General features: G+C 40.0%; 21 protein-coding genes. 3 read left to right on the top strand and 18 right to left on the bottom strand.

Annotation, left to right across the window (positions count from 1 at the left end):
- Window positions 1-3 precede the first annotated feature (3 nt).
- The 9 genes from BV60_RS0118725 to BV60_RS0118690 all read right to left on the bottom strand — a co-directional run bounded on the left by BV60_RS0118725 (window position 4) and on the right by BV60_RS0118690 (window position 9,209).
- Window positions 4-759 carry an amino acid ABC transporter permease gene (locus tag BV60_RS0118725; RefSeq protein WP_029324230.1) on the bottom strand — a complete coding sequence of 252 codons (756 nt, stop codon included), beginning with the start codon at window positions 757-759 and terminating at the stop codon, window positions 4-6.
- A gap of 21 nt (window positions 760-780) precedes the next feature.
- Window positions 781-1,653 (bottom strand): transporter substrate-binding domain-containing protein, encoded by an 873-nt coding sequence (locus BV60_RS0118720; protein WP_029324229.1) that lies wholly within the window; start codon window positions 1,651-1,653, stop codon window positions 781-783.
- Window positions 1,654-1,829: 176 nt separating this feature from the next.
- Window positions 1,830-3,029, bottom strand: a complete 1,200-nt coding sequence (locus BV60_RS0118715) for a helix-turn-helix domain-containing protein (protein WP_242841030.1) — start codon at window positions 3,027-3,029, stop codon at window positions 1,830-1,832.
- Window positions 3,030-3,083: 54 nt separating this feature from the next.
- Window positions 3,084-5,660 (bottom strand): PEP/pyruvate-binding domain-containing protein, encoded by a 2,577-nt coding sequence (locus BV60_RS0118710; protein WP_029324226.1) that lies wholly within the window; start codon window positions 5,658-5,660, stop codon window positions 3,084-3,086.
- 175 nt (window positions 5,661-5,835) lie between these two features.
- The gene (locus BV60_RS0118705; RefSeq protein WP_029324224.1) at window positions 5,836-6,297 is read right to left on the bottom strand and encodes a GNAT family N-acetyltransferase; all 462 of its coding nucleotides are present in this window, start codon (window positions 6,295-6,297) and stop codon (window positions 5,836-5,838) included.
- Between the two features lie 137 nt (window positions 6,298-6,434).
- Entirely contained in the window at window positions 6,435-7,145 is a 711-nt protein-coding gene (locus tag BV60_RS23905; RefSeq protein WP_051656894.1) for a GH32 C-terminal domain-containing protein, read from the bottom strand.
- Window positions 7,102-7,458, bottom strand: coding sequence for a hypothetical protein (locus tag BV60_RS24075; protein ID WP_051656893.1), 357 nt, complete (start codon window positions 7,456-7,458; stop codon window positions 7,102-7,104). The genes BV60_RS23905 and BV60_RS24075 overlap by 44 nt, the downstream gene beginning before the upstream one ends.
- Before the next feature lie 12 nt (window positions 7,459-7,470).
- Complete coding sequence (locus BV60_RS0118695; protein ID WP_029324222.1) at window positions 7,471-8,331, bottom strand: carbohydrate ABC transporter permease; 861 nt, start codon at window positions 8,329-8,331, stop codon at window positions 7,471-7,473.
- The gene (locus tag BV60_RS0118690) at window positions 8,331-9,209 is read right to left on the bottom strand and encodes a carbohydrate ABC transporter permease (RefSeq protein ID WP_029324220.1); all 879 of its coding nucleotides are present in this window, start codon (window positions 9,207-9,209) and stop codon (window positions 8,331-8,333) included. The genes BV60_RS0118695 and BV60_RS0118690 overlap by 1 nt, the downstream gene beginning before the upstream one ends.
- Window positions 9,210-9,406: 197 nt before the next feature.
- On the opposite strand from BV60_RS0118690, the gene BV60_RS0118680 reads away from it, so the two are divergent.
- The 3 genes from BV60_RS0118680 to BV60_RS0118665 all read left to right on the top strand — a co-directional run bounded on the left by BV60_RS0118680 (window position 9,407) and on the right by BV60_RS0118665 (window position 11,898).
- The gene (locus BV60_RS0118680) at window positions 9,407-10,624 is read left to right on the top strand and encodes an IS91 family transposase (RefSeq protein WP_051656875.1); all 1,218 of its coding nucleotides are present in this window, start codon (window positions 9,407-9,409) and stop codon (window positions 10,622-10,624) included.
- A 27-nt stretch (window positions 10,625-10,651) separates the two neighbouring features.
- Window positions 10,652-10,816, top strand: a complete 165-nt coding sequence (locus BV60_RS23555) for a hypothetical protein (RefSeq protein WP_170832732.1) — start codon at window positions 10,652-10,654, stop codon at window positions 10,814-10,816.
- 110 nt (window positions 10,817-10,926) lie between these two features.
- On the top strand, window positions 10,927-11,898 hold the full coding sequence (locus tag BV60_RS0118665; protein WP_029324217.1) for a LacI family DNA-binding transcriptional regulator: 972 nt from the start codon (window positions 10,927-10,929) through the stop codon (window positions 11,896-11,898).
- An 89-nt stretch (window positions 11,899-11,987) separates the two neighbouring features.
- Here BV60_RS0118665 and BV60_RS0118660 read toward each other — a convergent pair whose 3' ends face one another.
- The 9 genes from BV60_RS0118660 to BV60_RS0118615 form a co-directional block, all read right to left on the bottom strand.
- On the bottom strand, window positions 11,988-12,521 hold the full coding sequence (locus tag BV60_RS0118660) for a histidine phosphatase family protein (protein WP_029324216.1): 534 nt from the start codon (window positions 12,519-12,521) through the stop codon (window positions 11,988-11,990).
- 139 nt (window positions 12,522-12,660) lie between these two features.
- Window positions 12,661-13,323 carry a CPBP family intramembrane glutamic endopeptidase gene (locus BV60_RS0118650; protein WP_029324214.1) on the bottom strand — a complete coding sequence of 221 codons (663 nt, stop codon included), beginning with the start codon at window positions 13,321-13,323 and terminating at the stop codon, window positions 12,661-12,663.
- Window positions 13,324-13,547: 224 nt separating this feature from the next.
- On the bottom strand, window positions 13,548-14,606 hold the full coding sequence (locus BV60_RS0118645; protein ID WP_029324212.1) for a zinc finger Ran-binding domain-containing protein: 1,059 nt from the start codon (window positions 14,604-14,606) through the stop codon (window positions 13,548-13,550).
- Window positions 14,607-14,629: 23 nt separating this feature from the next.
- Window positions 14,630-15,082, bottom strand: a complete 453-nt coding sequence (gene bcp, locus BV60_RS0118640) for a thioredoxin-dependent thiol peroxidase (RefSeq protein WP_029324210.1) — start codon at window positions 15,080-15,082, stop codon at window positions 14,630-14,632.
- A gap of 217 nt (window positions 15,083-15,299) precedes the next feature.
- Window positions 15,300-17,837, bottom strand: coding sequence for a M56 family metallopeptidase (locus tag BV60_RS22355; RefSeq protein ID WP_051656891.1), 2,538 nt, complete (start codon window positions 17,835-17,837; stop codon window positions 15,300-15,302).
- 90 nt (window positions 17,838-17,927) lie between these two features.
- Window positions 17,928-18,284, bottom strand: coding sequence for a BlaI/MecI/CopY family transcriptional regulator (locus BV60_RS0118630; RefSeq protein ID WP_026658573.1), 357 nt, complete (start codon window positions 18,282-18,284; stop codon window positions 17,928-17,930).
- A gap of 245 nt (window positions 18,285-18,529) precedes the next feature.
- Window positions 18,530-21,007, bottom strand: coding sequence for a leucine-rich repeat protein (locus BV60_RS22350; RefSeq protein WP_029324205.1), 2,478 nt, complete (start codon window positions 21,005-21,007; stop codon window positions 18,530-18,532).
- Between the two features lie 90 nt (window positions 21,008-21,097).
- Window positions 21,098-21,577: a hypothetical protein gene (locus BV60_RS0118620; protein WP_029324203.1), complete on the bottom strand. Its 480-nt coding sequence runs from the start codon at window positions 21,575-21,577 to the stop codon at window positions 21,098-21,100.
- A 394-nt stretch (window positions 21,578-21,971) separates the two neighbouring features.
- Window positions 21,972-22,841: a CPBP family intramembrane glutamic endopeptidase gene (locus BV60_RS0118615; RefSeq protein ID WP_029324201.1), complete on the bottom strand. Its 870-nt coding sequence runs from the start codon at window positions 22,839-22,841 to the stop codon at window positions 21,972-21,974.
- Window positions 22,842-23,127 lie beyond the last annotated feature (286 nt).

The following is a 23,127-nucleotide window of genomic DNA, read 5'->3' as shown; positions in this document are numbered from 1 at the left end:
TCCTCACTGATTATCCATATATTCAACTGCAAGCGCGTAATCGGGACTACCTTCCATACGCTTTTCGATAAGCTTGAACAGTTTGTTAAAGGCGAAACAGAGTACAAAATAGATGGAAGCTATAATCAGGTAAGACTCAAAATACTTGTAGTAATTGCCTCCCACAGTCTTTGCCGCCATGAAAAGCTCCTGCACAGCGATTACATTGAGCACTGAAGTCATCTTCAGGTTTGTCAGAAAGGTGTTGGCCATCTCCGGGATTATATTCTTGAAGGCCTGAGGAAGTACTATATAAAGCATCGTCTTAAACGGTGACATTCCCATTGCCCATGCGCCTTCACGCTGACCGTAATCTATGGATCCGATTCCTCCTCTGACGGTCTCACCCATGTATGCTCCGGTATTGAGCACAGTGACCAGAATACCTGCAAACACAGATGTCATCTCGGTTCCCATCTGTCTAAAGCCATAGTAGATTATCATCGCCTGTACTATCATAGGTGTATCCCTGAATACCTCGACATATAATGCAAAAATCGCTTTAATGATTTTTACCAATGTCTTCTTAATGACATGGTCACCTTCACTGATTTTAATGTCGTCCACAAGACCGACTACATAACCCAGTATGAAACCGAGGATTGTACCTGATACTGCAATATATAATGTTAGTATCGTTCCTTCGATGAACATTCCGGAGTATTTCTGTGTAAGAAAGACCATCCATTCAATTAGAGTTTGCGGATTTTCATAGATCATAGCTATACCTCTCTAAAAAATTTAGTTTGCTGCCGGCTGCTGCGTCAGTACAGTACTCATGAGTTCATCCATCTTAGACTTGTCATTCCAGCCGATGGCATCCATTGCACCCTGGAGCTTGTCTCTAAGCTCAGTGTCATCTTTTCTTGTTGCTATACATACATTTACCATCTCATCATCACCTGTAAATGAATCAGATTCGTCAAAGGAAACAATTATCAAGTCTTCGTTTGTAAGTACTGCTGACTGTGCTGTAGGAAGATCCACAATGCAGACATCTGCAACGCCATTCTCAACTGCCATGAAGCACTCGGAAGTAGTCTCGTAATTACCTACAAGCTCAGCGCCTTCAATCTGATCCAGAAGTGGAATCCATCCTGTTCCCAGCTGTGTAGTAACCTTGCAACCGGTGCCCGCAAGCTGTGATAGTCCTGTAACGCTTTCGTAAGGACTGCCCTTTTTCACTACAATGCAGTTATCTCTGTAATAATAGGGATTCGTAAAGCTGTAGGATTCCTCTCTCTCAGCTGTTCTTCCCATTCCTGCTATGATCACGTCGTAGTCGCCTGAATCAAGTGAGATTCCTATTGATGACCATTCCACCTTGTGTATCTCAAGTCCCATTCCCAACTCGTCTGCAAGCTTCTGTGCTACAGCCACGTCATAACCATATGCATAATATTTTGAGTCATATATCGGAACCGCTTTGCTTCCATCAGGTGTTGTATTTGCATCCTGAGTCCAGTTAAACGGTGCATAAGCGCATTCCATTCCGACTCTTAGTACCTTTTTGTCAGCAGCGGATGCTGTCTGCTTGTCAGCCTTACCACATCCTGTAAGAGCCATCACACCCATAAGTCCTGTAATTACCATAGCAACTAGTCTTTTCTTCATAATGCTTCTCCTCCTTAGCTTGCAACATGCGCTTGGACACATGTTTTTTAAAAAAACAAGGCGCCGGAGATTTGGTTTCTCCAGCGCCCTTGCTGATATTAAGCATATTATACTCAGCACAGTCGTCGTACAATGTTCATTTTGCACAGTATGTGTTTACATTTTGCACAGTAATATCATGAATCAAACATCAGCTTCTTAACCAGAATGCAGTTTACAAGATCGAGATATTCCATAGAATCCTCAAGACTCATGCCCAAAATTTCCTCTATCTTTCTAAGCCTGTACTGCAAAGAATTCCTGTGTACAAAAAGAGCCTCAGCTGTTTTTCCCACATTAAAACCATGCATATAGTAAGCCTCTATTGTATCTATCAGAAAAGTGCCGTTAGCATGGTCGTACTCTTCGAGTTTTGTAAGCTTATTGTTGCAATATCCTAGAATTTCACTGTGATTACTACTGTTAAATAGGTATTTGTAAATTCCCATGGAGCTTGCACTTAAAACCTTCTTACCTGTGGGATTTGGCAGATAATCCTTTTTGGGAATTAGATTTTTGGCTTCCTGATAACTTTTGCCGAAGTCTGCAGGCTTGGTGTAGGGGCTTCCCAGAATACATGTGCTACTGATATACCCCTTGAATTCACTCCTGGAATCCAACTCTCTTAGGATTACTTCTATCTCGTGCTCGGTATCTTTGTTTTCTGTTTTCTCAAATAAAAGAACAAATTTATTAAGAAACCTCATGTACATTGGCCGTTTTTTCATGTGTATTACCATGCGGTTAAGACAGTCGGTGTAATAAGTATAGGTGTGTTCATCCTGCTCAAGATTCACTCCGTATTTTCTGTCGATCACTATAATTCCAACACGGTAGGGTCTGTCAAAAGAAAGTCCGAACTGTCCTGAAATCTTCTCGATGTACTTGTCATTAACTTCATATCCAAAAAGAAGGTTGTAGAGATAATCTCCTGTCCGCTTGTTGTTAACAGTAGTTTCAAGGATCAGTTGACCTATACTCTGCGCAATATCGACAAAGCTCGCACCTTCCCATCTTATGAAAAATAATGGAAGTTCCAGCTCTTTAGCTTTATTTATCATTTTTTCAGGGACACTTTCCCTATCCTCAACAACTGATATACCCATGCCCGAGATTCCAAGATCATTTAGTTCAATCATGGCATTGTAGGCTTCTTCAAAGGAAAACCGCAAATAATCAATGACAATAAGTGCGAAATTCCCATGATTCATATGGTCGTCGTAGGGTTTTGTCTGAACGTAATACGTCCATGACACCATTCTATCAAGTCCGGTTTCACCGGTAAGTAGTTCAACTCCATCCAGTTGAAGATTGTATATATCTCTGCAGGTTATCAATGGTTCATCCTCCCTGACCAATAGTTTCAAATTGCCGTAAATATGCTTAAGATATCAACCGGTAAAACACAGTACCAGCCGGTTATCCTTCAAATCATAGTAGAGGATACATTCAGATTCCTTTAGGTCATATACATTCACGATCCCATTATTTGCTTCATCATCTAAGAATTCCTCAGTTATATTCTTATATTCAGCCAGTTTTTCAGGCCTGAAAATCTTCGTCTTTTCATTTGCAAAAACTGCAGTGTATAGTATGTCCGCCTCCACCAGATCCTGAAAAATATGGCTTCCATAGGATAATTCCGGATTATAGCCTGCATCCTTTTCTTCAACCTCGCATACAGCCTCAAACTCACTAATATCAGCAAAGGTTGTGGGCACTCCAAGCTCCGGAGATGATGTTCCGATTCGCCCGGGAACCATAAGTATCATGTGACGTCCGCTATCCCGGTAGGCCCAGTTTACCTTCCCGATGCAGCTCGCAATCTTTGATTTTTCTGCGTATGGCATGTTGTAATATGCCTTGGGATCGACATAAACTATCAGGTCTATTGGGACACTCCTTGAAAGCCCCATGGATGAGCCCTTACTTTCAAGGATTATTGTCTCCTCCCGGATATTCTCAGGAATTTTCACCTGCATGCTACCCTTCATCACCTGGAGTGGTCTGCACTGTAAAAGATTTATGGAATACTCACCGTTTTCAGAGAGATTCAATGTAAATTCTATATCTACAGGATGCTGATATTCCTCCTGTATTATCTGCATCATTTGCTGCATCTGTGTCATGATTATCTGTTTTTTTACCAGTCCTTTGCAGGAGATAAATCTCACATCGCGATAAATCCCCCGCTCTTTTAGTGAATCCTCAACCTCATAATCATGCTCAAGTAGCGTGTTTATCAGGTACATGGGAAGCTTATTCTCAACATCCCTGAGTTCAAGGCGCTTAAGTGCATGTTCATTTACATCCATGGCTTCTACTGCTCTCTGTGAAAACTGATGCTTCTCCGCAACAGTAACAGAGGAAGTAGCCTCCGGCTTATCAAGACTCACAAGGCGGGGATATGAACCCATTGTCCTGTCTACAGCAGACGTACCAAGCCCCATTACAAGCCTAAGCATACCTGCTTTTGGATCAATATCCGCCAAAAACTTATAAGGGCTGTAAGAATAGCCCACACCTGCCGCACATGGCATATAGTATGGTCCATAGTATGACCCTGAAACTCTTTGCACAAGAAGTGCCATCTGTTCATCTCTCTTATCAAGGCCTCTTCTTTTCCGGTAATCCAATGCCGAAAGGCTCATACTGCTGGCGTATACAGTTCGGATTGCATTCTCGAACTCAAGAAGCCTCTCCTCTAGTGTTCCTCTGTTGGCACAGAATACAGATTCATATTTTCCGGCAAAAGCATTGCCAAATCCGTCCTCCAGAATACTGCTGGAACGCACAATAAAAGGGTCCTGTCCATAATATTCGAGAATATGCTTAAACTGTGTGCACAGATCCTCTGAAAAGACACCTGATTTTAGTTTGCCCGCAAACTCCTCCGCCAGTGAAAAATACTCTTCTTCAGTTCTCTGCCGGATTCTCAAATCCCAGAACTCATTATCAACAATATAGGTGTAATAGATATCCGATCCGATAAAAAACGAATCGTGGGGTTCAAGAACTTCATTTATTTCAGGACTAATATTACGTATTATTGCTCTTGCAAGCAGCATTCCGCAGGCCTTTCCGCCAATAAGCCCTGTTCCTATCATATGGTTTCTAACGTTGAAATAATCCTTTGGCTTAAAATGCTTTTTCACCATAAGCCTCATTTTTTCATCCCGCGTCATCATGATATTACACATCATATTACAGTACTCTTCGACATCCATTTGATTGTCGTACTGCATTTTAGCAGTGTTAAAGAACTTATCCCAAAAGTCTATGTACTGATCCTCTCCCGGGCGCTGGAAGTCGTCCAAAAGCTGATAAAAGCGACTGGACTGTACTCCATCCAGTATTGGTCTAAAGGTCCCCTCTTCTTTCCTGTAAATATGTGGAAGAAACATGGTCTCTGAATCCCTGTTCCATACCTTTTCCGGACGGACATATACGTTTCTTGAATCGGTATATACATCAAGAAACAACTGTGTTGTATTAAGGATTTTATTGATTGCATGAAAGGAGTGTTTTCCCCTTATTATTGGGAAGAATGCAACTGTATCAAGAATGAAAAGAAAGGGACAAGTCACTCTGAAAAAATTACCCATCATAAGGTCAGTGGCCCATCGTATCTGAAGCTCTGAAAGGCAGTCAAAAACGTAGAAGGCATCCTTTCCCTCTTTTTCTATATAATTATGAATATCTACCGTAAATGTCTCAAAGCGGTGCGTGAGTGGTACATGAATAGTCTTAACTTCCGGACAGTCTTCAACCAGAGGCTCATGGGTGGCAAAGCGAAAATAGATTATGTTTCTTTTATCTTTTTTTGCTTGCTCAATGAATGGGTCCACAAACAGTTTGAACTCAGAAAGTTCAGAAACCCTGAAAACAACATTATCACCTAGCCTGATGTTATCAAGAGATTTGTCCATTTCAGGTATGCCGGATAATACTCTGTCAAATGCTGCCATGCATGAATACCTCCTAACAATAAGTCTTTTACATACAAAAAAGCAAAGACCGCCACGTAAGTAAGCGTCTTTGCTTCATATAAACCATTATAACATAGATTATTATTTTCAATTTACACTTTTCTAATAAATATAAAGGAATTTATTTAGTAGTAAGGCTTATACAGTCCGGATGTTATAGCAATTCCATATTAATCGATTTTTCTGTAAACCCGTATTCCCTGTACATTTCATATGCAGCATGGTTCCTGGCATTTACCTGAAGTTCTATTCCATCTAAACCGGAAGCCTCCTTCAGCTCTTTCACTTTGCCAAAAAACTGATGTCCGATACCTTTCCCTCTAAATTCCGAATCAACAGCCATAGTGTCTATAAAAATCACATCTCTTGTAACGTGAGTAGGACTTTCAATATGCCTATATGTTATTTCGAGAACTCCCGCTACTATACCTCCCATATCTGCAACAAAAAGATTTCCACAACCGATCATCCTATCAAAAACTTCTTCTGTTATAAAATCTTCATTGGGTTTATAGATATCCGGTCGCCATTCTACATGCATTTCCTGAACCTGATTCATTATTCGTCTAACAGCCTGAAAGTCTGCCTTATTTGCGTTTCTTACTTGTATATCCATTATTCCTCCCACTGGGACTAAACTTAAAACGGCTTAAATAAGCTATTCATCAAAGTTCCCTGATTCTATTCAGCTATATAATATAAAAGCCTCCTCTTAGGATAAGATTCGGACGTCCTAAGAAAAGGCTAATATGATTAAAAAATGTTTTCAAGAGAAATATTATAATGTTCTACGTTGATCTTCGCTTTTCCCTCAGCGATAAAAGAGATTCCATCAGCCGCAACGTCTGTCTCCAGAATCGCGGAGAGCACTTTTTCTCCGTCATTGACGAAAATTTCTACACTGTACCTGTCAATGATAATCCGAAGTCTTATCCGACCATTTTCGTGCTCTACCCTTGCCCTCCTCTGATGTATTATTCCTCTTCGGGAGCCCGAAAATTTCCTGTCTATTCTAAGAACCGATTCCCCGGGTCTGAAACTAATGGATGTATAATACCTGTCATTTCTGGCGAATCTGATGGCAAATCTGTGATAGATATCAGAAAGATCAGCAGCCTCAATGTCTACTGTAAGATCCACAGTTCGGCCACTTATTCCGTTTATCTCTCTCTCCTCATCATTAAGAACATACTCGCCCTTAACTGCATCGCCTATGCGATATGACAGTAGCTCCCTGACAGGATTCTGATAAAGCCTACCATTCTTTACCTCAAGCTCACGGGGCAGCGACATCTGTCCCTCCCACGGAAGTACGGTCTGTGGCGGGGTAATGGTATCCCAGTTCTGAAGCCAGCCTATCATAACCCTTCTGCCGTCAGGGGTAAGCAACGTCTGAGGAGCATAAAAATCAATTCCGTAATCAATTGAATGTATCTCCTCCTTGCAGAATTCCCCCGTTGTCAAAAGAAAAGTCTCCAATAGCCACTATTGAGCCAAAACCGTTGTGGAATTCAAGACCTTCAGGCAGCATCTCCTGCACGCTAAAAATAAGAACCTCTTTTCCATCCAGAGAAAAGAGATCAGGGCATTCCCATATCTTTCCATATCGGTCATGATTAACCATAATCTTGCGATCATATTCCCAGGAAAAGCCATTTGGATCATTTAACCACCCTACTTTAGGAGTGAGGTGAAACAAAGGTCTTTGCATATCAGATATCTGTTTCGAATATCTCTCCTCATATTCTCTGGCTTTTTGTAATAATGTATTTTTCATATTGAACTGATTTCATCCTTTCACTGCACCGGAAGTAACACCCTTGACGATATATCTCTGCAGGAAAAGATATAGAACCAGGATAGGAAGCATGGCCAGCAGAAGGGCTGCCATAACAAGTCCAATATCCGTAGAATATGTTCCATAAAATGCCTGCGTAGCTATCGGAATTGTGTAAAGGTCTTTTTTCTGAAGAACAAGACTTGGAAGCAGGTAGTCATTCCAAAATGCCATGGCATCTATAATAGCCACTGTAGCGATTGTGGGTTTTAGTAAAGGAAATACTATTTTCCAGAATGTTCCCCAGTTTGTACATCCATCAATGTATGCAGCCTCCTCCAGTTCCAGCGGAATATTCGTGCGAATGGCGCCATGAAACATAAAGCTGGCCATTGACACAGAAAATCCCACATGAAGAAGTATCAGTGTGAGCCTGTGGTTCAGGAGCCCAAATATTCCACCGTATACAGATACGAGCGGCACCATCAGAACCTGGAAAGGGATCACCATTGAAGCTATCATCATTGCAAAAAGAACTGTGCAGGCAATCCATTTATTTCTGACTATCACATATGCATTCATGGACGAAGTCAGTACTGTAAGGATTGTGGCACTTACAGTTATGATCACAGAGTTCATGAACACTCTCCAGAAATCCATTTTTTTCATTGCCTCAGGAAAGTTCTTTAATGTAAATCCATGTTTACCAACAAGAGCAAGTGGGTTGCTTGTAATATCACCCTTTGTCTTAAATACGTTTATGATGACCAAAAGGAATGGCGCTACAAAGCAGAAAAACAGTACAAGAAGAACGATAAACATAAAGGCGTTCCTGATCTTCTTTTTTCTCAAAGCTTTTGCTGAATCATTCATCACGCTTCCACCTCTCCTTTCTTACCAACATAAACCTGAACCATGCCTACAATTGCACAGATGACAAACAGCACAAATGCCTCAGCCTGGCCGGTTCCGTATTGTTTATAAGTAAATGCCGTGTTATATACGTGCATAGCTGCCATAACTGTAGAGTTAAAAGGCTCTCCCTTAGTCAATGACAGGTTCACGTCGTAAGCCATAAAGCATCTGGTGATGCTAAGGAAAATGCACTGCACGAATGACGATCTCATAAGAGGAACAATAATCCTCCACATAGCCTGAGAAGGGCTGCAGCCATCGATCATGGAGGCTTCTTTCACATCCTCCCCAACGCTCATAAAACCGGCAACATATATCAGCATCATATATCCCGCGTACTGCCATACCGATACGAAAATCAGGCAGAACATTGCACCTGTAGGCGTAGACAAAAGAGAAGGTAAAGTCTGTCCGGTTATAGCATTGCCTACAGCGACAAAAGCGCGGTTAAAAACAAACTTCCAGATATAACCAAGGACAATACCTCCGATAAGGTTAGGAATGAAGAAACCTACACGGAAAAAATTCTGTCCCCGAACACCCGACGTAACAAGATAAGCAAGAATAAAAGCAACAACATTTACAAGAATGACTGCCAGCGCAGAATATACAAGAGTTCTCGTAATGGGAACCCAAAAATCAGCATCCTGAAACGTGGCAGCGTAATTTGCAAGGCCAACAAAAGGTTTCTGTCTTGAAATTCCATCCCAGCTGGTAAATGTCAGATAGAGTCCATAGATAAAAGGCAGGATCACAGTGAGCGAAAACAACAGCGCTGCCGGTCCCGCAAAAACACAAAACTGCCTCACTTTATAACTTGTTTTAGTAGTTCTCATTAAGGGCCTCCATTAACAAAAGTGTACGGGCCGGTCATGACCCCGACCCGTACTGCACAATAGAAGAACAAATAATTGATATAAGCGACTTAGTGTTGCCTGCACATAAAAAAAGTGCCTACGGCACCTCAACTCCCCTGCCCCTCACTCATGAGGGGTGGGGTTGTTTTTTGCCTCAACTCATTCATAATGAATTTATGAAACGAAATACTCTACAAGATTTATTCCGCGATCATTATGAAGAAATTCAATATACTCTTCACCCCCGCAAGACCGAAATGGAAAACATCGATAAGATGATCAATTGCGGGGATCCTGCCTATGGCGGCGCCATGTACGGCTGCCCTGATTGTGGTACTCTCAAATTTGTTCCCTTTCGTTGTCATTCTAGATTCTGCCCTACATGTGGTGCCATGTATTCACAAAAGCGTGCTCAGGCTATGTCATTTAAGCTCATAAACTGTCAGCACCGTCACTGCGTATTCACCATATCAAAAGAATTACGCCATTACTTTCTCGAAGATCGTGACCTTCTTAATTGTCTTTTTGAAGCTACCAGCAGTGTTATTAACCGGATGTTCTACAAAATCAACAAGAGTCAGAACTTTACACCTGGTTACATCCTTGTTCTTCACACATTTGGTCGTCCTTTGGAATGGAATCCTCATATCCACTGCCTCATATCTGAAGGTGGTGTTGGAGACACCGGCTTCTGGCGCAAAGTAAAGTTCTTCAGTTACCCCTATATGCGCCATGCTTTTCAGACTGCTCTTCTGAATCTAATGGAAGATCGTATTACTGATCCCAATAAGAAAGCATTGTTTAAAAAAGAAAAAGCTCTCTCCTACAAAAATCAGAAAGAAGGCTTCTATGTCTATGGCAAACCCACTCTCGCTGACAGACGTACTGTTGCTAAATATATAGGCAGATATCTTGGTCGTCCTGTAATCGGGCTCTCAAGAATTGACTCTTATGATAAAGAGCATGATACTGTTACTTTCCACTACAACAGACATGAGGACGAAGTCCTTGTCACCGAGACCATACCTTCAATGGAATTCATCAAACGTCTTATACAGCACATACCAGAAAAAGACTTTAAGATGATACGTTATTATGGCGTGTATGGTCGTCATAGGGAGTCAGACAAAAAACTTTACCGTCTGATTCATCCTTCCAAAAAGCCATTCTTTAAATCATTCCTTCAATGGCGTTCAGGTATCCTGTCAGCATTCGGATATGATCCATTAAGTTGTCCCAAATGCAACAGCACCATGAAATTTCTTGAGTTGCGCTTCAACCACAAACGTGTTTCTCTCGAAGACTTATACGAAAAGACAATGGGAAAATGCCGTCCCAAGAGCAGAGCTCCGTCTACAAAAATCGGCATTGTTCCCTCGTATTCCTGCGCATGATAAAATCATGCTACAGGAGGAACAGCCATGGCTAGTAAAGAACTAATAGCAAAGCTTAGAGAGAAATACATCCAGAATCCGCCGGAAGGCATGTCGGCGAATGAAATCCGCGAGATGGACGATGAAGACCTTCTCGATATGGATTACTTTATGCATGAAGATGATGAATTCTTTGATGAGGTAGATTGGTAATTCATAACCAACATACCTCCGCTTTGCGTGGCCCGGTCTTGCCGGGCCTTTTAATTCAAGGTTTCGCCGCCAAGGCGAAATTTCCTATTAAATAAAAAAACGCCCCTACAATTAAGGACGTTGCCCGGGAAGCCGGGGTCGCTCTTGGAACAGTTTCCAAGGTTATAAACCACAAACCGGTTGGTGAAGAGTATGAAAAGAAGGTACTTGCAGCCATAAAAAAGCTGAACTACCGCGTTAACAGCTATGCCCAGGGGCTTAAAGCAAGTCGCACCCACACCGCAGCTGTTCTTATTCCAAATACCACGCACCCCTACTTTGGGCATCTGGCAAACTGTCTCAATAGTTCGCTCTCCGCAAGGGGCTATCGCTGTCTTATGTTCTGCACAGATTATGACCCTTCTCTGGAAACAGAATTTGTTAATCTCGCCCTGCAACATAAAGTTGACGGAATCATAGGACTTACCTATAACACTAATCTGGTAGTTCCCGATGAAGTTTCTTTCGTATCAATAGACAGGATTATTAACACTCATACCCCCTGCGTTTCCAGCGATAATTTTGCAGGTGGACAGCTTGCAGCTGAAAAACTGCATGCACTTGGCTGCAAGAAGGTACTATTTATCCGTATGTGGTCAGCAATCAACGGTGAAACCTATAAAAGATTGTCCGGTTTTGAATACGGATGCCGGTCATATAACCTTCCCTGTGAAAGCCACACATTAATAGATACCCATGTAATAAATGAAACCAAAGCTGTTCTTGCAAAATATCTTGAACCACTGTTTAAAGGCCAATGTGCCTATGATGGTATTTTTTGCGGCACGGATCTTCTTGCACTTTTGGTCAGAGATATTCTGGTATCTTTTGGTCTGTCAGTTCCGGGAGATGTGGAGATTATAGGTTTCGATGGCATAAAGGATTTTGCCACCGAAGAATATGTTTGTTCTACCATAGTACAGCCTGTAGAAGATATAGCTGAAGCAGCCGTAGATCTTCTGCTCCGAGACAATCTTGATACCACTCCGCCGCTGCTTTGCCTTCCTGTCACTTTCGGTGAAGGAAAAACTACCAGCAGTTAAAGGTGTTCATCATCCTGTAGGTAGTATCTCTTTAACCGCCTACAGGAAAATACGATGAGCAAAATTTTTTAGACAAAAATATTTTATTTTTAAAAATCGTATCGTTTTATCTCACAGTTCTTTATGCCAAACGAAGAGAATTCTTCATTATCCATCTCTCTGAAATATGATTCCAATATCCTTGATATTCCATTATGCGCTACAAGGATATATGTCTTATCATCTTCTTTAATATCATCAAGAAGATTGTATATTCTCTGTGCCAGGTGAAGCATGGATTCCCCGGTTCCAAATCTGCTCGCCATGTCTTTCTTGGCTTCATGAAATTCCCTGCCATCTCTGGCAGTAGATTCATATTTTCCAAAGTTCTGTTCAATGAGCCTTGGTTCTATCCGCATAGGAATCCCAGTAATCTCCGATATATGTCTGGCTGTCTCGGATGCTCTGACAAGAGGTGAAGTAAGAATCTCATCAGCCTTAATTCCGGTTTCAATAATCCTTTTTCCCGTCTCAATAGCCTGTTGGTGTCCAAGTTCCGTCAATTCTATATCTGTTGCCCCGCATATCTTGTTTTCAACATTCCATACTGTCTGTCCATGCCTAATAAAATAAAAATGTCCCATTACTTTTATATTCCCTTCTGTTCGTCAGACAAAACTGATTACATAATCTTCTTGCTAAATACTTCCAATGTCAGATCATTCTGCTCTGACGGCTTATCCTTTGGATCTATAAAGATTACTGTTTCATTAAGATCAGCTATCACAATACCCCTACTAATAATGCCAAATATCCAACAATATTAATCGACGAATGCAGCAATATCGATGCTAAAACGTTTTTATTCCAGTCATAGAACAGTGTTAAAAAAATTGCAGGAGTCAAATAATAGAAGAACTCCAATGTGGCTACGATATGAATGCAATCAAATAAAACAATGGATATTATTGAAAAAATAATCCACATGGATTTACTTTTCGGTTTGCCAATAATACTGTAGCGAAACACCATCTCTTCAATCACAGGTGCAAATAAACAGCCCTGTATCACACCCAATGACACGGGAACAGCATTCAGCTGGTTTTTTACGTTCTCATTATTAACCGGCAAAATAGCATTACAATAAGTATTAGCTAACCAGAGAACAACCATTGTAAGCATTAAATCAATTGCCAGAACAATCAGCCATCTTAGGTAAAAACTCCTGTCCTTCAATTTTGTATTGGCAATTTCAACCAATTCCTTTTTAAGCTCCTTATGAAACATAAATATCACAAACACAAAGAGTAAAACATATACCATAAATGAAGCCCATTCACCGGAAATGATTGGTGCAATAATTTCCCATAACCCAAAATTTATCAAATAGAATGCGGCTATCATGCATATTCTTTTACCATATAATTCAAGATAGTTTTTCGTCATTATCAATTACTCTTACCTATTAACTTTAAAAAAAACTCACAGAGAACATTATAACAGAATGGCTTACAAAAATTTAAGAAAATGTTATATTGCCAAATGGATAAACTAATGCATCACTTACTGATTGCATAAACATTTTGTAACAAGCGAAAAGTATAACTGATCAGAAAAAGACAGGCCTCTCAGTTATACACTGAATAGGTCTGTCTTATATGGATATTCTGTTATTCATATTGCCATGCTGTGATTTTGCCATTCTTGAGGGTCAAACTTATTGTCTGACCGATATCAATAGCTTTCCACATAGCTTCGTCTATGGTATATTTTACGGTTTTCGTTTTGTATTTTCTTAAAGATTTATAAGTTAGTTCTCCACTCATGGAATAGGTGGATGAGCGACCGGCTTCTCGTTCTTTCTCAGTGAGGTTTAGATCCGGCCAATAGGGATTCTTATCATTACCGGAAGACGTTTCTGTTCTTGAATCTACCCATTTATCTATATCATAATAATATTTTGTATCATAAACAGGTTCCTTACGGTAAACAGGTTCTTCCTCTGTATAGTATTCCGTTGTGTAATCCGGTACAAATGTGGAATGTTCGGTAAAAGAACCATCTCCGTTATCAGAATAGCTTGTTTCATAATGGCCGCCGTCCTGAACCTGTCTGGATTTGGTAACAGACTCATAATGGTCAAGAACTGATTCGTAACTGCGGATTTCAGATTTGGTATAAGCAAGTCTTGCGCCATCCGGAAGCTTCCAGTCCGATTCCCGAAAAGTCTTGTTCTCCTCGATTTTTATGGAATTCTCCCAAGACATACTCTGGACTAAAAAGGTGGAGTCTTTAGGTCTTGACAAAAATCTGCTTATCAGGATTACCATCAGGATAATAAGAGCAATAATCCCGAATGTTATAAACTTTGACGCTGACTTTTTTTCATTAGAGGTAGAGGATTCCGTATTATTAAAGTTGTTATTAAAATTGTCTGTTTTAGGTTCTTTTAAAGAAAAATAGTCCTCTTTACTCTCATCCCTTTGAGAACCGCAGTTTTCACATGTAGTCCTTTCCGCAGAATTAAGCGCACCGCAGTAATCGCAGTACCAGTCAGCACCGCTGACTTTATGCCCCGGAACATATTCAACAGTTCCCTCCTTCATGTAAAACTTGGTTTCCTTGCCCCTCTGCCTTCCACAGTTAGGACAGTCATATGTGGTTCCGGGTATTCCAGTGCTGCCACAAAACGGACAGTCCCAGTAACCCATTACGATTTTTTCTCCCATATTATCCCCTTATTTCTTATTCATCATAGTTCCCCAAGCATCTTTTCGGGATCATCAGCTGCTTTTACTTTATCGTTAGCCCTGATTATTATTCCTTCTTCGTCAATCAGATACGTGGTTCGCACAACACCCATAGAAACCTTGCCATAATTCTTTTTCTCTTTCCACACATCATAAGCTTCAATTACCTTGCGTTCAGGATCCGCAAGAAGTGTGAAAGCAAGCCCATTCTTTTCCTCAAACTTCTTATGCGAAGCAACCGTATCCTTACTCACTCCAAGCACCACTGCCCCTTTTTCCGTAAATTGCGGATATCTCTCTGAAAATCCACATGCCTGCTTAGTGCATCCGGCAGTATTATCTTTTGGATAAAAATACAGGATAACCTTCTTGCCTTTGTATTCTTCCAGTGAATGCATTACCCCGTTCTGATCAGGGAGTTCAAATGACGGCGCTTTTGTTCCTATCTCGAGCATATAATATTACCTCCTTCATAAATAATTATCTATAATCTGACGGGATACCGAACCACCTTTTCACTCACTATTTTACACTTATTTAGGCTTTTAATACCAATTTTTTAATCAAAATGACTATTCTGAATATCAATGTAAAGAATGAAAAAGGCTGTCGCAACAAGCAACAACCTTAAATCAAGTTACATATTTACTTCAAAATCCTAAAGTATTTAAATCAATCCAAATCTGTCACATACTCAGGTGTCTCATTCCATGTGCCATCCTCATTTAATGTAAGATGCAAAAGAACATATCCAAAAGTATCTGCGTGTCCCTGCTTACCTGAAAGCAAATATTTTACGATAAGTTCAGGTTTGCCATCCTTATCTCCAATGACAAAACCGCTTGCATCATCACCAACAATAACCTCGTCCTCATTGAACATGTCCTCTAAATTCTCAAGCTCATCTTCAGTGTAGCCCTTTTCAAGATACAGCTCACGAACCTGAGCCTTTGTAAGAGATGCAATAACCATATCATCCCAAATTACATCAACATTTCCATTTGTCCACTTTAAGGAAAAAGGCTCCTGCCTTGTGTCAGCAGGAAGTGCGATCTCTTTTCCATCCAATCCATAGACATGTGGCTCATAACCGCCGTCACCACCCTGATATCCAAGGTCGATTACTTTTATCTTTTCCTTCTTTCCATCGCCGTTTAGGTCGGCTTCTTCCGAATAACCATCAGTCATGGATTTATGTTCATGAGCATTCTCAAAGTAATCCTCACCATCTGAAAATGGAAGGTTTATAAACTTCTCTCCTGAGCCCTTTATGTAGTTAGGAAGCTCCGTCGAATTCACATTGCCATTTGAGTCACTGTGTGCCCCATCGCTGTTCTCTATAATATATGAAACCTCTTCATCAACTGAATCCCAGCTGACTGATTCATCAAAATCACACTGCACAGGCACATAGATACCATCGCTTCCCCATGGCTGAATCATGAGCATATTGACTGCTACATTATCATCGATGAAGGATATCGAAACAAGCTTGCCATCTTCTGTATCTTCACCGGCAGTAACTGCAACCTTTGACCTATCCTCTGAAAGATTAAGAAGATGTCTTGCTGATGATACCGGATCAAAAAGTTTTGCGTAAAGACCATTTGTATCCTCTTTTGCATTTTGGTTTAGATCCTCACCAAGACCGTTCCTGGAATAATCCATCTCGTCAATGGTAATGCCACTATAATAGGCATCCATAAAATCATCATAGTTTTCAATGTCAGTCATCTCTTTGAATTCTTCAGAGGTGATTTTTAAATCTCCGTTTTCATCCACTTCTATGCCAAGGTATTCCTTCCACATATACAGATGAGGCTCCGAATCTGTTGCGCGATAAATAATCTCAATACCCTTATTACCTATACCCCCATAGAGTACAGAATAGCTGACAGGTCCGCTTATATCTCCTGTAAGCATTCCCGGCCAGGGACTTGACCACCCAAAAGAGTCGCCGTCCTCATCCCTCAGAAGCAGCTGCTCTTCGATGAGAGTCTGCTGAACTTCTTCGGTGCAGGCATTCACAATACCTTCCGCATTCCTGTCCATAAAATCCTCACACCATTGTCTTACCAGGCTGTCTCTCGTCTGCTTAACATTTAAAACATCTGCCTCGTTTGCATCTTCTGCTTTCTCATCCTGTCCAGATACTGTAGCTTCATCAGCACCATCACCTGCAACGCTTGTAAAGAAACAGGTTGAAAGCCCCGCACACATTAACACCAGCATCACAATAAGCCAGAAGGTAGGCTTTTTATAATTAAAGATTTGTTTAACCCTTGTTCCGACTCCCACTTCACCAAACGCAAGAGGATACGCCAGAACAAATCTCCTATGGGTGCTGCAAAGAAGGAGCGATGTTGCATAGGATTTTTTCTCATCCAATGACATGTGACTTATGACCTTTTCGTCACAGGAAAGTTCAATGTCTTTACAGAAAAGTGCGTAGGAAATCCACACAAGAGGATTAAACCAGTAAATAGCAAGCAGTAAAAATCCAAACTGTTTTCTTATGTGATCGTGCCTTAATATATGAGCTTTTTCATGGGCAAGCACGTTCCTTACTGTCTCATCATCAAGCCCTGATGGCAGGTATATCACAGGTCTAAAAACTCCAAGAATAAATGGTGTGTCTATCTCGTCACAGACAAATGCATTATCACTGCCTTTCATCCTGATGGAAACCCGTGTCTTCTTTTTAATGGATATATAGCTGAGAACTGCATAACCAAGAACGAGTAATCCTCCAAACATCCAGATCATCTGAAGTCTGATAAAAAGATCTTTTCTGAATGTCATATTGTCATAGCTTGCCGTGTCAACCGTTGTGATTTCTTCACTTGGAAGGTACTCTATTTCTTCATCAGCAGTTTCAGGTACGATAACTTCATTTTCATCTATTCCTTCCATCCATCCCGGCTGTATTGAAGAAGAAGGCTGATAGTCATGCTGGACAACCTCTGTCACCTGACTGCCATTACCACTTCCATAAATGTATTTTTCTATCATGCCACCGATGTTGGGGAGAAGCCCAAAATCAGCCTCAATCTGAAAAGGCAAAATCAACCGTAACGCAACTATTGCCCACAGCACACCCATGAACCACTTAGGCGCTTTCTTAAGTGGTATTCTAAGTAGTATTACTGCAAGCATCAGAAAAGTTGCTGCCACACTCATTTCAATTACTTTTATAAAAATCGTCCCCATATGTTTTCCCTCCGGCTGTCTGTATTAAGTGCTACTCCACTATGACTATCCACATCCCCAAGTACCTAATGTTCCTATAATGTTAAAACTTCATTCCTTTGCGTTATCAATTATCTTCTTTATCTCTGCAAGTTCCTTTTTCGACAGTTTTTGTCGAGATGTGAACGCCGCAAGGAAAGCAGGCAGCGATCCACCAAAGGTCTCCTCTACAAACTCTTCACTTTTCCTCGTATAAAACTCTGCCTCGGAAATCATTGAAGTGACAACTCCATCCACATTTTGAAACAAGCCCTTCTCGCAGAGTTTCTTAAGAACTGTATAGGTGGTAGATTTTTTCCACCCGAACTCGTCTGCACAGAGCTTTACCAGTTCACCTGACCCAACAGGCTCCTTCTCCCAGATAAGCTTTGCAAACTGCATCTGAACATCCCCTAACTCAACAGCCATGGTTACCTCCTATTTGGACTATCCACAATAGACTACAATTATAGTCTATGATAGATAGACCAATTCGTCAAGTTTTTTCATTTGCATTAGGAAAATTGTCAAAATAATTCAGGCTGATGGAATTTTTTGAAAAAACAGAAACGAGCTGAACAATGGATATCTCACCATCATTCAGCTCGTAATTATCTTAGGAAATCTCTTTTAGAGAAATTTTTTACACTCCCATGACTCTTAATGTTTAGCTATCATCCCTTTTTAAATTTAAATTTGCATCCTGTTGCACCGGCTTTTTTGAGACTCTTAACTATATTTTTGTAGGTTTTCTTATCCTTAGCATAAATAGTAAAGGTTGCACCTTTTTTAATATTCTTAAAGGCACCGCTCTCAATCTTCAAAGCTGTATTCGCATGAATGGTTATGTTTCCAAGCTTTTTGCAGCCATTAAATGCTTTTTCTTTTATCAGTGTTATTGTTGAAGGTATAATAACGGTTTTAACCTTCTTGTTTTTCTTTAACGCTCCGGTTCCTATAGTTGTAACCTTGTATTCGACACCGTTTGCATCTTTAACTGTAGAAGGTATTGATACCTTCTTTGCCTTTTTATTGGAAACTGCATTGTAGGAAACTGCAGCAGAATTCTTGTCTGAAGAGGTTACAACAAATTTTCCGTTTGTTCCGGAATCAGAAGGAGAAACTACTGAACCTTCTGCTGCAGGTGAAACTCCCGGATTCTGCGCATTATCTCCTCCATTAGAATTTCCCTGTGAAGAGTTACCGTCGGGATTCTGCGGTGTGTTGTTATTCGGATTCTGGTTTTTGTTGCTATCGCCACCGGGATTATTATTTCCTGTGTTTCCTCCTTTATTATCCCCTGAGTTACCAGATTTGTTATCATCTCCTTTGCCTGTATCATTAATTCTGATAATTACATTGTCCTTGGATAATGGCGCATATTTACCATTTACCTTTATTCTGCAGAATACCCTAAACCAATCATCTGTTTTTTCTCCGCTGTATTTTACTAATACCGTATTCTTATTCGGAGCCAGCGAAATATTCTTCAATGCTTCTTCATCATCTTCATTAAGGCTCCACTCATATTGTATATTCTCTGAGGCATTGTGCTCTACATCCAGTGTAAGCTTTTTCTCTCCGGCAACACCTTCTTTAAAATATATTTCATCAGGTGAATATTTAGCCTCATAGAGCTTATTCAAATGGAAAAATAACCACACATTCGCGATATTTATTTCTGTCTTTCCGGTTTTTGATTTCATATAGTATGAAAGACATGCCTCATAATATTTTCCTGCGTCGCTTGTGTAAACTTCGCATTTTTTTGTTACTAAGTCTGCAGCTCCGGGTTTAAGGGTTACTGTTGTATCAGCACCATTAGTTGAAATAGAGAATACATCTGATACATAACTATCCCCTTCCAGCTTGCAATAAACTGATTTCATATCAGAGATAGCATCACTAGTAAATGTGACTTTACGTGAATTATGCTGCTCACTAAAGTTAAGTTCTTCAGGGCTTATATCACAAGCTACATATTTTCTTACAATCAGATCTATAACCTTTGAACGTGTCCCTGGAAAACTATCACTTTTAGCTGTGAGTATCAGCTGTCCGGTGGCACTTAGCTCGTCACCAAGAAGTGCATTTGCGTTATCTTTCGCTTTTACCTTAATGGATGAACCTGTGGCAGGCGTAATAATATCAAAATATTTAGAAGCCTCTGCATTAAGACTCCACTTATAAGAAGGATTATTAACATAGTCCTTTAAAACTGGATCACTATAACCTGCATATAAAGTAGTCTGCTCGCTTTCTTCAAAATCATACTCCACTATGGTATCTTCGCCCTGCTCATCTTCGCTTATCGTGAGCTCAACATCATCAAATTTAATACCGTCCGGATAATAAATAATTGGTGCTTCCTTAAGCATTTGCTTTTCAGCTGAACCCTCCGATTCCAAATAGCAGGCTATCCAGGTATAATAATTGTCTTCAGATTCATAATATGCTTTCCAGTTCTTTTCAGCATCTTTTGAAAGAGTGACGGTTGCTGTTTTCCCATTAGCTGAGAGAGTAAAGAAATCTTTTGCACCTTCATCAGCAAAATCCCATGTCAGCTTGCTGACATATGCGTCATCCAATCCCGATATTGTAAAGGTACTGGAAGTATGATTTTTATCAAAATACGTTTTATAATGATCAAATTGGACTTTATCTAAATCAGGAAATTTGTCAGAGTATATTGTTAAAATGACATTACATCCATCAATCTCCACACTTTTATCCGCTGTTGTGGCCATAAGCACCAGCCGGTCAGAATAATATAATCTGTCACCGAGTGAAGCCCCATTCTTTACCTTTACCTGGACATTTTTTCCGGTAGTTGAACCCACTATTTCAAACAGACTGGCGGCACCGTTTGTAAGTGACCAATTGTAAGATGGCTTATACAGCGTGTCATTTACGGAAACATACACATCATCTTTCTCACTCCACTGTATAAGCCCAGCGCTTAAACTATGTGTAGTAGCATCATTTGCAGCAAAATCTGTACCATTTTCTTCATAGACAATGTCCGCCTGCAGAGTCGTTTCTACATCAGCATGTGCCGTAAGATATGTACCATCAAAACCTGAAAAACTGAAACCTGACACTGCCAGAACGGCAGCGCAAACAATAGAAAACAATCGTTTCCTTTTCTTCATTGAAAATACCCCTCCCAACAAAATATTTATTATAGAATTCATACAACAGATACAAAAACTATTATAGCATTATTCTTACACTATGAAACATTATATATGCTCCATGAAAATCATCGGATGTGCTGTACAGAAAGGTGTCTCTTTCATATACATTCCGAGTGTTTCATCATTATCATCCACACAAACAACGGATTTTGGATTAAGATCCGGGTAATTCTTTTTTACTATTTCCTTAACAATTCTTGGTTTTTCTGCTGCATCAAGAGTGTAAAAACAGTGGTCAGTCGGAATTCCATAAAGCTTTTCAACCATCTCCGATTTCCATGCTTCATGACCATGCGGCTCTCTGGATATACAAAAAATTCGGCTCATATCATGTTCCTGTATAAACTTATAAATAGGTTCAAGCCGATTACAGTCGGCGTAAATATTTATATCACGAAACTCAGGTGTAAAATCCAGCTCATGATGAGCATGATATTCTCCATAGTTATAACTTGTTAGAGTTCCGTCTATATCAAAAAATATAACAGTATCTTCTTTATGCATTAAATCCCATATTTTATTCATCGTGTTCCTACCTCATTTAAATATTCTCATGAGACAAACGTATAAGCATTAATTCCTTCGTATATAGTCATCAAAACCACGAAAGTCATTATAGCAATACAAATTACAAAAATTGAGTGTGATAATTTTGTGATAGTTCCGAGAGTATTATTATATCAGAACATAAGACAAGGGCAACCACGGTAGCGATGCTTTACCAAGGCTGAGCCCGAGATCAGATGAGAAAGTTCCAGCAAAGGTAGCGATGCTTTACCTAAGTGTAGGAACAGATCCTGTGGTTCTACTATGAGGGGAATGGATATTTAGGGTGGCTTTCGCTTCACCTAAAGATATCAAATAACAGCGAAAAGGCTGCCGACATTTCTGTCGACAGCCTCGTTCGCTTATTAGCTTATTATGCAGTAATCTCTGAAACATCTATCTGTTTAGTCTTTACAGACAGTTTTTTGTAAGTAAAAACAGCAAGTGCCAAACACACTACGCACAAAATAGCTGCTTCAATAATGCTAAGAGCTCTTCCCATAAGTGAAGGTAATACAATAGCAACAGTATTATTGATAGCATGAATAATAATTGCCGGAACTACTGAATTAAACTTATATGCCACGAATGCAAGTGCTACACCTATAGGCAATGCATATAAACTCTGAAGCGGATTCATATGCATAATGGCAAACATAAGTGAAGAGATGATGACACAGCCTACTATTTTAAAGGCCTTCTTTGAATTCTTTATCATTACTCCTCTGAATGCCAATTCCTCGGCAAAAGGCGCAAGAATTGCGACTGTAAGTGCTGCTACAACTTGATTTCCACCTGCGATAAGTCCCATAAGCTGGCTGAATAACTCATTACTTCCGGGAATAATAACAGCTGTAATTTTGGAAACTATCAGATCAATTGCGTAAAAGCCTAGTGCCGTACAGATAAGGAATGCAATAGATTTTACATCTGAAATTTTCTTAAGACCTGATTCATACGTTCCCTGCTTTTTATCTTTTCTTACTGAACCAAGGTAATACCAAAGTCCGAATACTGCAATACACGCAATCTCTCCAACAAACTGCAACACTGTTAAAATTTCAGAAATATAATCCATATATTCGGCTTCATCTTTAAAAGGTTCTCCTGTCTGTACAAAATGTAAATAAGACGCTCCGGCCGATCCTGCAGCTCCAATTACTGCCTGAATTCCCAGAAACAACAGCATAATCCCTATTGCTGCGAATATTGCTTTAGCTTTACTTCCATTGGTTGTTTTCATACTCATTCTCCTTTTTTCATATAATTATAGTTTCTATTTTGATAACAAAAAACTTCAATCTCAGCAACAATTCCCTATCATACTTTCACGTTTTCTGTTGCCTGATGAAAATATAATAGTTCGGAATCATTTCCGTAAATTGAAGTAAATCTTAACGTAACCTTATTTTTACATTATTTTTTAATTTATGAAAGATCATTCACTTTTCGTAGCAGTATCCGTTGTATTCTTATTTGAAAAAGGTAATTGCCTATACATAAGAATTGAAAGCACAAGGAATATAACT

The organism is Butyrivibrio sp. AE3004, from assembly GCF_000703165.1.
Classification (GTDB): domain Bacteria; phylum Bacillota; class Clostridia; order Lachnospirales; family Lachnospiraceae; genus Butyrivibrio.
The sequence above is the reverse complement of the archived record's forward strand: the minus strand, read 5'-3'. Positions and strand labels throughout refer to the sequence as shown.